12 protein-coding genes are annotated in these 13,955 nt (G+C 42.1%); 11 read left to right on the top strand and 1 reads right to left on the bottom strand.

Annotation, left to right across the window (positions count from 1 at the left end):
* Positions 1-16: 16 nt before the first annotated feature.
* Complete coding sequence (locus tag L0B18_RS05890; protein WP_234569889.1) at positions 17-1,216, top strand: MFS transporter; 1,200 nt, start codon at positions 17-19, stop codon at positions 1,214-1,216.
* Between the two features lie 28 nt (positions 1,217-1,244).
* Here L0B18_RS05890 and L0B18_RS05885 read toward each other — a convergent pair whose 3' ends face one another.
* Positions 1,245-3,224, bottom strand: coding sequence for a M1 family metallopeptidase (locus L0B18_RS05885; protein ID WP_234569876.1), 1,980 nt, complete (start codon positions 3,222-3,224; stop codon positions 1,245-1,247).
* Between the two features lie 232 nt (positions 3,225-3,456).
* On the opposite strand from L0B18_RS05885, the gene L0B18_RS05880 reads away from it, so the two are divergent.
* From L0B18_RS05880 to L0B18_RS05835, 10 genes are all read left to right on the top strand, one after another.
* The gene (locus L0B18_RS05880) at positions 3,457-4,749 is read left to right on the top strand and encodes a serine hydrolase domain-containing protein (RefSeq protein ID WP_234569873.1); all 1,293 of its coding nucleotides are present in this window, start codon (positions 3,457-3,459) and stop codon (positions 4,747-4,749) included.
* Between the two features lie 253 nt (positions 4,750-5,002).
* Positions 5,003-6,571 carry a glycosyltransferase family 39 protein gene (locus L0B18_RS05875; protein WP_234569870.1) on the top strand — a complete coding sequence of 523 codons (1,569 nt, stop codon included), beginning with the start codon at positions 5,003-5,005 and terminating at the stop codon, positions 6,569-6,571.
* A gap of 15 nt (positions 6,572-6,586) precedes the next feature.
* Complete coding sequence (locus tag L0B18_RS05870; protein ID WP_234569868.1) at positions 6,587-7,507, top strand: UbiA family prenyltransferase; 921 nt, start codon at positions 6,587-6,589, stop codon at positions 7,505-7,507.
* Between the two features lie 8 nt (positions 7,508-7,515).
* Positions 7,516-8,181, top strand: a complete 666-nt coding sequence (locus L0B18_RS05865; protein ID WP_234569867.1) for a transmembrane-type terpene cyclase — start codon at positions 7,516-7,518, stop codon at positions 8,179-8,181.
* Between the two features lie 11 nt (positions 8,182-8,192).
* Entirely contained in the window at positions 8,193-9,356 is a 1,164-nt protein-coding gene (locus L0B18_RS05860) for a geranylgeranyl reductase family protein (RefSeq protein ID WP_234569851.1), read from the top strand.
* Positions 9,357-9,432: 76 nt separating this feature from the next.
* Positions 9,433-10,158, top strand: a complete 726-nt coding sequence (locus L0B18_RS05855) for a glycosyltransferase family 2 protein (protein WP_234569849.1) — start codon at positions 9,433-9,435, stop codon at positions 10,156-10,158.
* Between the two features lie 345 nt (positions 10,159-10,503).
* A complete protein-coding gene (locus tag L0B18_RS05850; protein ID WP_234569845.1) occupies positions 10,504-11,442 on the top strand; it encodes a hypothetical protein in 939 nt (312 codons plus the stop codon).
* 255 nt (positions 11,443-11,697) lie between these two features.
* A complete protein-coding gene (locus L0B18_RS05845; protein ID WP_234569825.1) occupies positions 11,698-12,051 on the top strand; it encodes a DUF4260 domain-containing protein in 354 nt (117 codons plus the stop codon).
* Positions 12,052-12,414: 363 nt separating this feature from the next.
* Positions 12,415-13,203 carry a nuclear transport factor 2 family protein gene (locus tag L0B18_RS05840; RefSeq protein WP_234569823.1) on the top strand — a complete coding sequence of 263 codons (789 nt, stop codon included), beginning with the start codon at positions 12,415-12,417 and terminating at the stop codon, positions 13,201-13,203.
* A gap of 47 nt (positions 13,204-13,250) precedes the next feature.
* Entirely contained in the window at positions 13,251-13,880 is a 630-nt protein-coding gene (locus tag L0B18_RS05835) for a class I SAM-dependent methyltransferase (RefSeq protein WP_234569821.1), read from the top strand.
* Positions 13,881-13,955 lie beyond the last annotated feature (75 nt).

Raw genomic sequence — 13,955 nt, 5'->3', positions numbered from 1 at the left:
GACAGAAGTTTCCTTCATGCATTTACGCTCTGCCTCCAGCCAGGAAAGGCGAACGGCAACCATTATTACTCTTTTCGGCATTCCCCTGTCCGGTTTTATGACGGATATATATCTGCCGTCGTTTCCGGCTATGGCTCAGAATCTCGCCGTTTCTGAACAAAGCATTCAGCTCACACTCACCTGCTTTTTCCTCAGTTACGGGTTTGCCCAGCTTTTTGTAGGCAGTTTGTTAGACAGCATCGGGCGGTACAAAGCCATGCTGGTTTCACTGGCCGTTCTTTGTATCAGCAGCCTGGCCATCGCCTTTACCACAGACATCTGGATGATTTGCTTCTGGCGCATTGTCCAGGGGCTGGCAACGTCGTTTATCATCGTAGCCAAGCGCGCCTATTTTGTGGATTTGTACGAAGGCGAAAAACGAAAATATTACCTTAGCTATTTTACGGTCATCTGGTCATGCGGACCCATTATTGCGCCATTCCTTGGCGGCTATATGGAGAGCCTTTTTAACTGGCAGGCCAATTTCTACTTTCTTGCGGTTTATTCCGGCCTTTTGCTCATCGCGGAAGCCTTTTTCAGCGGGGAGACCATTCGCCAGAAGAAACCGTTCAACGTCAAAAAAATGACCATTTTGTACGGCGTCATGCTTCGCAATAAAGCATTTATGACGGGAGTTATGGTTCTCGGGCTGGCCTATTCCGTGGTCATGGTATTCAACATCGCCGGGCCGTTTGTGGTACAGGAACATTTCGGCTACAACGAAGTGGTCATCGGCTATTGTACGCTGGCATTAGGCGTGGCGTGGATGATTGGCGGTTTCCTCAGCAAGCACTATACATCGGTCTCGTTTGCCAAGAAGAACCAGTCGTTTTCAACAGCCCAGTTGGTTTTCGTAGTGGTATTTATTGGCGCCGGAACTCTTGCCGACAATCTTCTGGTGCTGATCTCTTTTGCCTTTTTTATCCTGATTCTTGGTGGATTTCTGTTCACCAACTATTTCACGCACAACATGATCTATTTCCCCAACAATGCGGGAATTGCCGGCGGACTGATGGGCGGGCTCCTCTACATTATCACCTCGTTTTCCAGCTTTGTGATTTCCGCCTCAGGCCAGATCGAAACGGCTTTTGATATGTCACTCCGCTACCTGATGATTGTGCTGCCGCTTGCCGGGTTTGTCTTTTACACGGCGTGGCTTCATCAGAAAAAACAGTAAATCACAAAACACGAAAATCCTTCCTGAATTATCCTCCTGTATGGGTGTCGTCCGATTCTTCTACAGGAGCCACCCAGATATTATTGGCAGGTTGAATATCCGGCAACTCTTCGTAAGGGTCGAGAACGATACTGGTTATCGGGCTGGTGGAATCGAATCTGAATGTCCATTCATTTGTATCCCTCCAAACATACGCCGGTAAATCCACCCTGCTCGTATTCCCATTTTCTTCCGTTATTTCAAGAATCACCGGCATCACCATTTTTTGTTGGTTGCTGATGGAAATCAGGGCGCCATTTGCGGGATCATTTTCCACGTAACTTACAGAATCCACTGCCTGATCCAATGTCCAGGTGGTTTCAAACCATCCCCTCCAGAACCAGTCGAGGTCATGTCCGCTTACATCTTCAATCGTGTTGAAAAAATCATTCGGAGTGGGATGTTTGTATTTCCAGCGATTGATATACGCCTTAAATGCTTCATCAAACAGCTCTTTGCCAATAATGGTTTCACGTAACATTCGTAATCCCAAAGCAGGTTTATAGTAGGCTACAGTGCCAAGGTTGCCTGGCTGAATCTGATCGGGAGCCGTAAAAATAGCCTCTGCTTCCGGCCCTGCCATCCATGCTGTAATCTGCCGGGCACTTGTTCTTCTGGCTTGATACTCGCCATTGTTGAAATTTTCGGTACTATATCCGTTGATAAAAGTATTGAAACCTTCGTCCATCCACGCATATTCGCGTTCGTTTGATCCCACAATCATCGGGAACCAGATGTGGCCAAATTCATGATCGGTCACTCCCCACAAGCTTCCTTCCCTTGCTCTCCAACTGCAAAAGACCAAGCCGGGATACTCCATTCCTCCAACAATTCCGGCAACATTTACAGCAACCGGATAAGGATATTTAAGCCATTTTTCTGAGTAAAATTCGATAGAGCCTTTCACATACTCGGTTGATCGCCCCCATCCTTCTTCCCCGGAACTTTCCTCCGGATAAACAGACATCGCCAATGCCTGGTCATTGTCTGGCAGATTGATTCGGGCGGCATCCCAGATAAATGCTTTGGACGCTGCCCAGGCAATATCATGGGAATTTTCCATTCTAAAATGCCAGGTCAGTTTGTCACTTTCCCGGGGACGGGATTCTTCGGTGCCAAGCTCATCAACCCCTAAAATCGTAACGGTTTCATCACTGTTTCGCGCCTGTTCCAGCCGATCCGTTTGAGCTTCAGTTAATACCTCTTCCGGGTTTTGAAGCTCGCCGGAAGCCACTACAATAAAATCAGACGGAAGAGTAATCGAGTAATCAAAAGAACCAAATTCCAGGTAGAATTCTCCGGCGCCTAAATAAGGAAGTACATTCCAGCCCTGTATATCGTCATACACAACCAGTCGGGGATACCACTGTGCCAATTCATAAATCCATCCGTTTTTGGTTTCAAGCCGTCCCATACGGTCCGAGCCATATTCAGGAATCTCGAATTCATACTTAATATGGATGGTAATTTCATCCCCTTCCGGCTTCATAGCCTCTTCAAGATTCAGCTTCAGATTGGTATCTACCTTATGAGATACAGGAGTATAGGTTTTTCCATTTTGTTCAATCCGGATTTGCGTGAGTTCATAACCGCCATCAAATTCTCTATTTCCAAATCTTGCGCCTCTGTAGGGAGTCAATTTTGCACCCCAGGAATCTGATGAAAACAAATCCTGATCCATTTGTAGCCATACAAAGTTCAGCTCATCCGGACTATTATTTACGTAAGAGATTGTGACTGAACTTGTTAGCAAATGCTCTTCCGCATGCAGTTCAGCCTGTATGGAATAATCGGCTCCATTCTGCCAATACTCCGGCCCCGGTTGGCCGCTGGCACTTCGGGTAGGCGTACTGATGCCCGTATCGAAAGGCAAAAATGCTTCTTGTACATTGGGATTTTTTTGAGCTTGCAACGGAAGGGCTGCTACAAATACGATCAGAAATAAGGAGAGTCTGTTATTAAAGGACATACATTCTTTTTATCATTTTTTCACATACCAATATTCTACGACATAATGGTATTTAAATAAGTAGATAATATAAACTTTAAATTTATTTACATTTTCATGATTTTCGTTAAATATACCCTTCATCTCCAAGAAATAGAGGGATCACTTGGTTACAGCATCCGCTTTTCTCTTTTCATTTTTGATGTATATTGAGAAAGAAGTTGTAGCTATTTATTAATCAATGATCGTTGCCATGAAATACCTGATTGCTATTCTTTTCACTTTTTCTTCATTCACAGTTTTTGCTCAAACAGAATCCATCCTCTATACTCCCCCGCTGGAAGAAGGAAGTGCAGAAGACGTTGGGATGTCCGACGAACGGCTTTCACGAATTGATGAAATGATCGAAAATGCCGTCAGCGAAAACCAGATTCCCGGTGCCGTTGCATTGATCGCCCGCGATGGCAAAATCATCTATAAAAAAGCATTTGGCATGGCCGATAACGAGGCCGGCCGCAGGTTACAAACCGATACCATTTTCAGGATTGCATCCCAAAGCAAAGCCATCACTTCCACGGCTGTCATGATGCTTTGGGAAGAGGGACTTTTCCAACTGGACGACCCGATCTCAAAATACCTGCCCTTTTTTGGAGAAGCTCAAATCCTGGATACGTTCAATGCTGATGATACAACCTACACAACCGTTCCCGCCAAAAACCAGATTACGATCCGGCACTTGCTGACTCACACCTCCGGCCTTGGCTATGGCGTCATTGACGGCGATGATCGATTTCAAATGATCTACAAAAAAGCCGGGGTCACCGACCTGTTTACAACGGAAGATATTACCATCGAAGAGAGTGTGACGAAACTCGCCAAACTTCCGCTGCATCACGAACCGGGTTCAAAATATACGTACAGCGAAGGGCTGGATGTATTGGGATATTTTATTGAAGTGATGTCCGGCATGCCGTTCGACGAATTTCTCCGAACCCACATTTTTGATCCGCTTGGAATGGACGATACCTGGTTCTACCTGCCGCGATCCAAACACGACCGGCTGGTAACCGTTCAGCGAAAAGACCAGAATGGCAATTGGGAACCTTACCCGGTTACATTTTATGATCCCAATTATCCACGAACCGGCGAAATGACATTTTTCTCAGGCGGCGCGGGGCTTTCCAGCACGGTAGAAGATTATGCCAAATTCCTGCAAATGTATCTGAATAATGGAGAATACGACGGAATCCGGCTTCTCAGCAGAACGACAGTCAACTTTATGATGCAAAACCAAATTGATGATCTTTTCAGAGAGCCCGGCAGAGGGCATGGCTTGGCATTTGCCGTTCTTACTGATCACGGTGAACGTTCCGGCGGACGAGGATACGCCGGCACATTTGACTGGGGCGGATATTTCAACACGCAATACTTCGCTGATCCGAATGAAAATGTCATCGGGCTGATCTTCAAACAAACCCAGGGCCCCACCGGCGATGAAACCGGCTGGAAATTCCGGCAGTTGGTATTCCAGGCCATTGATGATTGAATAAACCCTAATGAAGTTTTTTGAATAAATAGACTATATTGGTTTGTATAAGGATTAGGCGGAATATGTCTGTGGCCGGTGTCCGACTAATAATCCTATTCCAAAGAAGTGGCATAACTGCTTAAAAGTTTTTTCAGGTTGAAAATTGGAAAATGATTTCAGGGGTCCTCTCCTTAATACCATACATCCATTAGCAAGGATTAGGACAAATTTTTCTACGGGCTTTTTTTTAGTGATCTTCTGCGGAATTCTATTGCGATTATTTACCCTTCCGCACCTCTCTTTCTACAGTGATGAAGTGTGGACTCTTCGATTTTCAAACTCTTCGGTAAGTTACCTGATGACTCACCTGGAAACAGGCCTGAGTATGCACATGTACCTGCTCTTTATGAAGGTATGGACATTTTTTTTAGGTAATTCGCCCCTTATCGTCAAAGCACCTTCACTGTTAGCGGGAATTTTAATTCTTCCGGCTCTCTACCAATTGACAAAAAAGTGGCTGAATCAGAGGGTTGCCATACTGGCTATATTATTTGCTGCCTTCAACCCTTTTCTTATTGAATTTTCGCGTTACGCGAGAGTTTATTCTATCCTGCTTCTTGTAATTATACTGGTTATATATTTGTATTACCAGGCGTTCAAAAAAAGACAAAGCAGGTATTTTATTTGGCTTGGTATTGCGAATGGTCTGGCTCTAACTTTCTCAAGTATTTCTTCCTATATAATCCTGGTTCAATTCTGTTCTGCAGTAATCGAAACCTTACTCATTCCATCTAAACGTGACTGGAAACTCTTTCTGAACTTTTGCTGGAGTTTTATCCTTTCCCTTCTCTTGGGTTTACTTTTCTACAGTCAGATACTCGTTCAAATCCCTCCTATGCTGGCAGCCCTAACAAGCGATATGAACCAATGGAATATTGGGGTCTATTTTGGAGTGTTTAAAATATTGCATCCATATACAGCCGTTGTAATGCTCGGTTTACTCCTTATGGGTTGCCTGATTGCCATTAAGCGTTATAAAGAAACCGGGCGATTTCTGATTTTATGGGCAACTGTTCCCTTTATATTTTTTTTCCTGACCGGAACGAATCAGCCTGACCTTGCTATTGCACGATTTCTAATCCTGGTACTTCCAGCACATTTTATCCTGATTGCTTCCGCCCTTTTGTTTATCAGCCGCAAGCTTGTTCCTCAATACTCTACACTCACAGCTGTTTTCCTTACCACGGCACTCATTTTTGGCAATTGGATTTATTCCCCTGCAAACACATTAGAACCTATTATTACAGAACCGCACGGTTCATCAATTGCCCTTCAACGGCTAAATGAGATTATTCAACCGAATGATGTATTATCGGAAGACCCGGATCATCTGAGATTTATCCTCAACAGACCCCTAAAATCTCAATACATTAAAATCACTAACCTGGTTAGTACGCAATCAAAACCCTATGGTAATTTCACCCGGTCGGGGCGGTTGATTATTGTCACTTTTAATCATCCCGAAGCTCTACAAATTTGGTCCAAATATTTTTCGACAGAAGTCATTGTCCATCCCTATTATACCAACGAATTGGTCATTTTAACCTCACCCAAAATAACAGATCGGAATCATCTCAATGAAATCCTGTCGGGGTATTTCACAGGCAGCTTGAAAGGAATAGACCGTGAGCCAGAATACCTGAAGGTTTTGCCCGGCCGATTTGAACAAAGAATTAACGCGACCCGTGATATATTAATGAAGTTAAACCAGTACAAACGGCTTCAAGATGAATCCCCCGTAGTTAACATAGTCGAAAAAAAGGAAAACAAAATTGATTAAACAGTTTGCCAAAAAATGATCGATAAATCTATTTTTAATACAAGTACACTTAGTGATGTGAGGGATAAGACAGAGTCCTGGTTATCCTGTATCCGTTATCAGGATGCTATCGTAGCCCAGGTCCCGGCCCTGACCGGCATTCTATTTTCGGTTGAGAGTTTGACTGTAGAAATGTTTCCGAGAATTCTGTCTTGTACAATCGCGTCTTTCTTTTTAATGGCCCACATCTTTGCATTTAACGACTGGGTAGATAAGATGGTGGATTATCGGGACCCTTGTAAAAAGGAGTCGAATTTTCTGTCAAAAAGAATCGCCCACTTAGAGATGCTAAGCATATCAATAATCCTGGGCATTGTTAGTGTGCTCATCTTCGCAATGCTTTCTTACCAATTACTTGTTCTCTCAAGTATTGGAATAGTGCTAAGCCTGGTCTATTCATTCCCGGTTCAAGCCTTACAGGGAAAACGGATACCCATTCTCTCTTCCGTATTGCATTTCATTGGCAGCTCAATCGCTTTTCTACTTGGGTATGTACTGTTTTCTGAAATTGATGAAAAAGGATTGCTAATAGCGTTTTACTTTAGTTTTATTTTTGTAGCGGGCCACCTGGTACAAGAGGTGCAAGATTTTAAAGGAGATCAAAAAAATGGTATTCGTACCCACGCTGTTCAATTTGGCCCTAATCAAATGTTTATAACAGCAAATATTATTTTTACCCTGTCATTTATTTACCTTTTTTGGTTGGGTTATATAAATTTGATCCCTTCATTTCTCAAATACCTGGTCTTCTTTTATCCGGCCTATCTTTTCATGGCCATAGCGGTGGCCCGGAAGGGGTTAGACTATCATACAATTAAACGCTTTCGCACACAGTACCGACTTCTATACGGTGTAATTGTTGCGATTATAAGCCTCAGTGTAATAACCCTTTACTAATACCGATTATGGCAACTTTTCTATTAACGCTTTCTGCAATCTTTTGGATCATTACCTACCTGGAGGCAATTCGTATTGGTTTTACTCAAAAAACCTATGCAATGCCTCTCTTTGCACTGGCACTGAATTTTGCCTGGGAGGTAGTTGACTCCGTTTTGGGCCATGCCGCATTCGGATTCTCAATGCAGGTCAAGTATAATATTATCGGTGCCATTCTGGACGCTTTTATTGTTTATACGTTCTTTAAATACGGTTATAAATATTTCGCACACAATCTGAGTAAAAAAATATTCTATCTCTGGTCCGTATTCATCTTTGGAATCAGTTTCCCTATTCAATGGGCGTTTATTGTACAATTCGGGATTGTTCTGGGCCCTCTGTATGCAGCATTCATCCAAAACCTGATGATGTCTATCCTGTTTATTAACATGTTTTACCAACGGCGGGGGGCAGAGGGACAAAGTTTGATTATCGCCGTTTGCAAATGGATTGGCACACTGGTGGTTACCATTCAATTTTACTTCAACCGAAATATATTTTTGGTGGGCGCTTTGGGCGGTTTAATTGCCGTAATTGATATCATTTATATCATTTTGCTGTACCAGGCAAGGAGAGGCAAAACAATTTTCACGGACAACATACAATCGGCGGAGCCCCTTGTCTCCGGGAATTAATATGGAGTAGAGTGGACCTTAAAAAAGATCAAGCGAAACAGGTTGACATCTTAATTGTTGGTTCCGGTCCGGCAGGTATTTCCACTGCATTACATCTGGTTAAAATAAATCCAGAATGGGCTGAGAAAATTGTGGTTTTAGAAAAGGAAACCCATCCCAGGGAAAAGCTTTGTGGTGGCGGCATCACAAGTTTGGGGGCCGATCTTCTTGCGAGTTTAGGGCTACCTTTTGATCCTCCTCATGTTTCGATACGCGAAATACGAATGATCTATCATAATCGCTCTTTTTCCCTCCGTGATGACCCCGCGTTCAGAATTGTGCGGCGCGATGAATTTGATCACTGGCTGGTCCTTCAGGCAGAGAAAAAGGGGGTGACTGTCCGGCAGAATGAGGCTGTGAAAAAAATCTATGCCCACTCTGATTATGTGGAGATTATGACTGAACAGACAACCTTTCATGCAAAAACAGTTGTGGCAGCGGATGGCTCACGCAGTTTTGTGCGACAAAGCTTACAATGGGAAACTCACAAAAAAAGGGCCCGATTACTTGAAATTCTGACACCGGAAAATGCCGACGAACAGCCTGAATTTCGTGATCGGACAGCGCTGTTCGACTTCAGCCATATCGACTCCGGCATACAGGGCTATTATTGGGATTTCCCAAGTATGATTAAAGACAAACCATTTATGAACAGGGGAATTTTTGACAGCCGTACATGGCAGAATCAGAAACCTGTATCTCTTAAAAAGACATTCAGAAAAGTATTAAACAGCCGCGGACGAAATCTGGATGATTTCGAATTAAAGGGATATCCCATTCAATGTTTTAACCGCCATGCATCATTTTCCAGACCGCGCATTCTTTTAGCCGGCGATGCAGCTGGTGTTGACCCCCTTCTTGGTGAAGGTATCTCCTTTGCTATAGCTTATGGTGAAGCTGCGGCGGCTGAGATTAACGAGGCATTTAAGAAGGATGATTTCAGCTTTTTCACTTATAAAAAAAGAATTTTGAAGCATCCGGTATTAAAGCAATTAAAGATCCGTACAACAATGTCTCGCATGCTCTACAGGAAAAAAGGTCCTGTTGTATCAGCGCTGGTGTGGAGCTTAATTGCGCTTCTCTTTAAGATGACAGTTTGGTATCGGCGGCTAAAGCAAAAAGAATTCCTGCAATGATAATTCTTCTATCCATGGCAACTTCAAATAATGGCCGTTCATCAACTCGCTTAATGTGTTCCGTTAATTTTAAAATATGTATATATCAAAATTAAGTATCGTAATTCCTGCTTACAATGAGGAAAATACAATTGCGAAATTACTACATACTCTTATTGAGGTTCAGCTCATCCATGAACTTGAAAAAGAAATTATCATTATTAATGATTGCTCTGAAGACAGAACGGAAGATGTCGTAAAAAAAATCATTCGGGAGAATCCCCAACTGGAGATAAAATTATTGAACCAGGATAAAAACATGGGCAAAGGGACTGCACTGCACAGGGGAATTAAACAGGCATCCGGTGACTATTTAATAATTCAAGATGCCGACCTGGAATACGACCCAAATGAGTACAACGATATGCTTAAACCCGTTTTTTATGATAATGCAGATGTTGTCTATGGCTCTAGATTCATGGGAAGAAATCCACACCGAACTCTTTTCTTCTGGCATAGCATTGGCAATAAATTCCTCACATTTCTGTCGAATATGTTTTCTGATCTAAATCTTACCGATATGGAAACAGGATACAAATTATTCAGAAGTGATATTATCAAAGGGATTCATCTTAAAGAAAAGAGATTTGGTTTTGAGCCAGAGGTTACTGCAAAGGTTGCACGGATCCCCAAAATTAAAATCTACGAAGTAGGTATATCGTACTATGGCAGAACGTATGATGAAGGGAAAAAAATTAATACCAAAGACGGTTTCCGGGCTTTGTGGTGTATATTAAAATATGGAATGCTGAAAATTAATTAATTTGTGATTTTTACATTGCCTGCAAAAACCGGCTGGAAATTCCGGCAGTTGGTATTCCAGGCAATTGATGATTAAGACCATTTTCGTAGCGTTCTTGTCACTAAAAAAGGTGAAACTGCAAAGAACACTGAGAAACGTTCCAATTTAATGGCAGAATGAAGGATGATACAATCCTTCACTTCGAACCTGTCTTCTGATGTTTTATTTAATACAGGCAGGTGCATGGAGCACTGTGGAATTTAGTCGGGTACTCGTCAGGAAATAACAAGAGACCTGGGCTTCCTTCCATTGCTATTCGCTCAGCCGGACTGTAAGTCTCTTATAAAACCCCTTAAAACTTATCGCATGAAAAATATTAGCTATGTTCTGATTATTCTCCTGACACTCATGTGCATTTCCTGTGTTGATAAAGTGCATTATCTTGATCGTAATTACCCCGGTCTAACTCCTCAAAAATATGCTCAGGGTATCATAAATGTTGAAGGAAGGTTGCAGCAAAATATAACGATGAGTCCCGATGGAAGGGAGCATCTCATTACCCAAACGGACTCCGAAATGTGGAGATATGAGCGAATTTTACGGATCAAAAGCAGCGGAAATAATGAGGCTGTTGTGGATACACCCCGGTTTGTCCACAATTTTGAATATGAAAATTTTTGGTTTATTGGTGAACCCATGATTTCCCCGGATAACAAGAATTTATACTTTGTTGCCGATTATCCGCCGGACTATTTCCGCTCCACACGAGCCAGTGACGGAGACTGGTCTGAGCCAGTTAAAATGGATTCCATCAGCACAGACAGCCGGGATTGGTTTATATCGGTCTCAAAAAACAACACGCTCTATTTTGCGCAAACGATTATTGACAATCCCGAAGATCCATCTTTAGAAATGAATGGCAGAATTTTCAAATCTCCCTCCATTGATGGAGAGCATTTCTCAAAGATTGAAGTCGATGGGCTATTTAACCATGATGATGCCGGTGATCCCGTTATTTCACCCAATGAAGATTATCTCGTTTTTGGTTCCGCACGTAAAGGAGGATTGGGTAAAACGGATCTCTATGTGGCCTTCAAAAATGAAGATGATACCTGGACGGATGCGTACAATCTTGGCAGTGAAATTAATACCGTACACTGGGAAAGCGGACCTTATATTTCGCCGGATGAAAAGTATCTTTTCTTTTCAAGGCGGGATTCTTCCGGAGTCAATGCGCGTTTTTCTGATATTTATTGGGTAAGTATGGAGGTTGTTGAAAATATGAGGAATGATGTAAAAGATTAAATTGGAAGAAAGTTACGCCAGGTCGCGCAATGAAGAACGGCAGTGACGATAGAAGTCGAAACAACATTTCGACTTCGTTCTGAAAACCCAGGACTGCGCTCAATGTGACAGTTTCTTCGATATCAAGTCACGTCACTTCGAACACAACGAAAGTGAAGTTAAGAAGCCGCTAAAGCGTAAAACGAGTTCTTGGCTCTGCTACACTGTGCTCAATCTGACGATATGAATCTGTTTTTGAACTAACATTTATATTCCATGAAAAACCTGATCAAAATCGAAGAAGCCGCAATGTTCGGCTTTTCAATTGTCCTCTTTAACATGACTGACTTCGCATGGTGGTGGTATCTCCTGTTGCTTCTCGCACCCGATATTGGAATGCTCGGATACCTTACCGGAAATAAAATCGGTGCGTTTACCTACAACCTGTTTCACCACAAAGCTGCGGCTCTGCTTATTTTATGTTTGGGATGGTATGTAGGAAATGTTTGGCTTGAGCTGGCAGGAATTATTTTATTTGGACACTCCAGCCTGGATAGAATTTTAGGGTATGGACTGAAGTATATGAATGGCTTTCAGCATACTCATTTGGGGTTGATTAAATCTGAGTAAGATAAATGGGTAGAAAGATACGTCAGGTCGAGCGCAATGAGGAACGACAGTGATGATTGGAGTCGAGATCTCATTTCGACTTCATCATGAAAACACAGGACTGTGCTCAATGTGACGAGTTATCTTACGATAAAATTTCTCTACCCGTAAATCGTAAACATGCTGCGGGCAACGGCTAACGAGACATCCCTTCTTCTGGCAAAATAACAGATCTCATCACATAGAACTGTTGCAACTCAAGAGTAGTTTTTTCGTCCTTTTTATATGGCTGTTATCATTTCCAAAAATCCTGATATCTCAGCTACTTCAACAATAACATAAAAAGAATTGGCGGTATCCTGATAGTGCCCTCACCAAAAAAATATGAAACCATTATCCATTTTTATCACGCTGTGTTTATTCATATTGATTCCAACAGTTTTAAAAGCCCAATCAAATTCTGCACCTGTTGATTCGCAAAATCTAAAAGAAATTATTTTGACCCATGACAGGCTATTCTGGGAAGCCTACAATAGCTGCGACATTGATCAATTGCGTACGTTCTTCACTGACGATCTCGAGTTCTATCATGACAAAAATGGGGTCTCAATGTCATTGGATAGTTTCATTAAAAGTATACAGGATGGAATTTGCAGCAATGACGAGTGGAGGTTGAGAAGAGAGGCTGTTGAAGAAAGTATCTCAGTATTCCCAATAGATAATTATGGTGCTGTCATATCTGGTGATCATAACTTTTTCGTGAAAGAATCAGGAACAAACGAACGCCCGGAAGGAAAAGGAAAATTCTTTCACCTTTGGCGGTTTCATAACAACACGTGGAAAATGTCACGGGTTTTTAGTTACGATCATGGCCCAATCCCCTTTACTCAGGAAAAAACAGAGATACCTCTTTCAGAAGAAACATTATCGCGATTTACAGGCAGTTATCAGTCGTCTCAGACTGGGGTATCAACCGTCACGCAAAAAAGCGGACGATTATTTTTGCAATCGGGTGGATTTCAGGCACTCCTTTACCCGGAATCTGACGATACTTTTTTTATTATGGAAAGAAATATCCAATTCAAATTCACAGAAGACAGGAATGGTACTGTAATCAAAATGATGATTATAGAAAACGGAACAACGGTTGATGAAGCAGAAAAAATCAATTAAAATCATACCGGAAAAGATCACGTTCAAAAAATTACAAGACAATTCATATGACTGAATTCTGGGAATCAAGCTTTCAGGAGAAACAGGAAATGTGGGGATTTACGCCTGCTGATTCAGCCATAGAGACGGTGGATTTATTTCAAAAACATGGATTAAAAGAAATACTGATTCCGGGATTTGGATACGGCAGAAATGCAAAAGTCTTTACGGATGATGGCCTTAAAGTGACCGGAATCGAAATTTCAGAAACGGCCATTAATTTAGCCAAAAAACACTTTGATGATACTGTGAAAATATATCATGGGTCGGTGAGTGATATGCCGTTCGATAAAAAAAAGTATGATGGCATTTTTTGTTATGCTTTAATCCATTTGTTAGATAAAAAAGAGCGGGCAAAACTGCTTCAGGATTGCTACAACCAACTCAATCCCGGTGGACTGATGGTATTTGTAGCCATCTCCAAAAACACAGCCACTTTTGGCGAGGGAACCGAATTAAGTAAAGACAGATTTGAAACACCTCATGGAGTCCGGTTATTCTATTATAATGCTGAATCCGTGAACAACGAATTCGGAAAGTACGACTTGATAGAAGCGAAAGAAATCAATGAACCGGCAAAAAATATTGAACACAAAGCTTCTCAAAAATTCTGGCAAATTACTTGTAAAAAACTATAACCTGAAGAGAGTTACTTTGGTTTCATTTTCCTTCTCTCAAATCAAAGATTAGATCTGATGTAATCAGAAGGTCAA

The organism is Rhodohalobacter sp. 614A (assembly GCF_021462415.1).
In the GTDB taxonomy this organism is placed as follows: Bacteria; Bacteroidota; Rhodothermia; order Balneolales; family Balneolaceae; genus Rhodohalobacter.
Note: the sequence above shows the minus strand (reverse complement) of the source record. Positions and strands in the feature narration are given on the sequence as shown.

What these genes read in the sequence shown, in the direction of transcription:
- L0B18_RS05890 (WP_234569889.1), top strand. Translation starts at nt 17, where the DNA reads ATGCATTTACGCTCTGCCTCCAGCCAGGAAAGGCGAACGGCAACCATT.
- L0B18_RS05885 (WP_234569876.1), bottom strand. Translation starts at nt 3,224, where the DNA reads ATGTCCTTTAATAACAGACTCTCCTTATTTCTGATCGTATTTGTAGCA.
- L0B18_RS05880 (WP_234569873.1), top strand. Translation starts at nt 3,457, where the DNA reads ATGAAATACCTGATTGCTATTCTTTTCACTTTTTCTTCATTCACAGTT.
- L0B18_RS05870 (WP_234569868.1), top strand. Translation starts at nt 6,587, where the DNA reads ATGATCGATAAATCTATTTTTAATACAAGTACACTTAGTGATGTGAGG.
- L0B18_RS05865 (WP_234569867.1), top strand. Translation starts at nt 7,516, where the DNA reads ATGGCAACTTTTCTATTAACGCTTTCTGCAATCTTTTGGATCATTACC.
- L0B18_RS05855 (WP_234569849.1), top strand. Translation starts at nt 9,433, where the DNA reads ATGTATATATCAAAATTAAGTATCGTAATTCCTGCTTACAATGAGGAA.
- L0B18_RS05850 (WP_234569845.1), top strand. Translation starts at nt 10,504, where the DNA reads ATGAAAAATATTAGCTATGTTCTGATTATTCTCCTGACACTCATGTGC.
- L0B18_RS05845 (WP_234569825.1), top strand. Translation starts at nt 11,698, where the DNA reads ATGAAAAACCTGATCAAAATCGAAGAAGCCGCAATGTTCGGCTTTTCA.
- L0B18_RS05840 (WP_234569823.1), top strand. Translation starts at nt 12,415, where the DNA reads ATGAAACCATTATCCATTTTTATCACGCTGTGTTTATTCATATTGATT.
- L0B18_RS05835 (WP_234569821.1), top strand. Translation starts at nt 13,251, where the DNA reads ATGACTGAATTCTGGGAATCAAGCTTTCAGGAGAAACAGGAAATGTGG.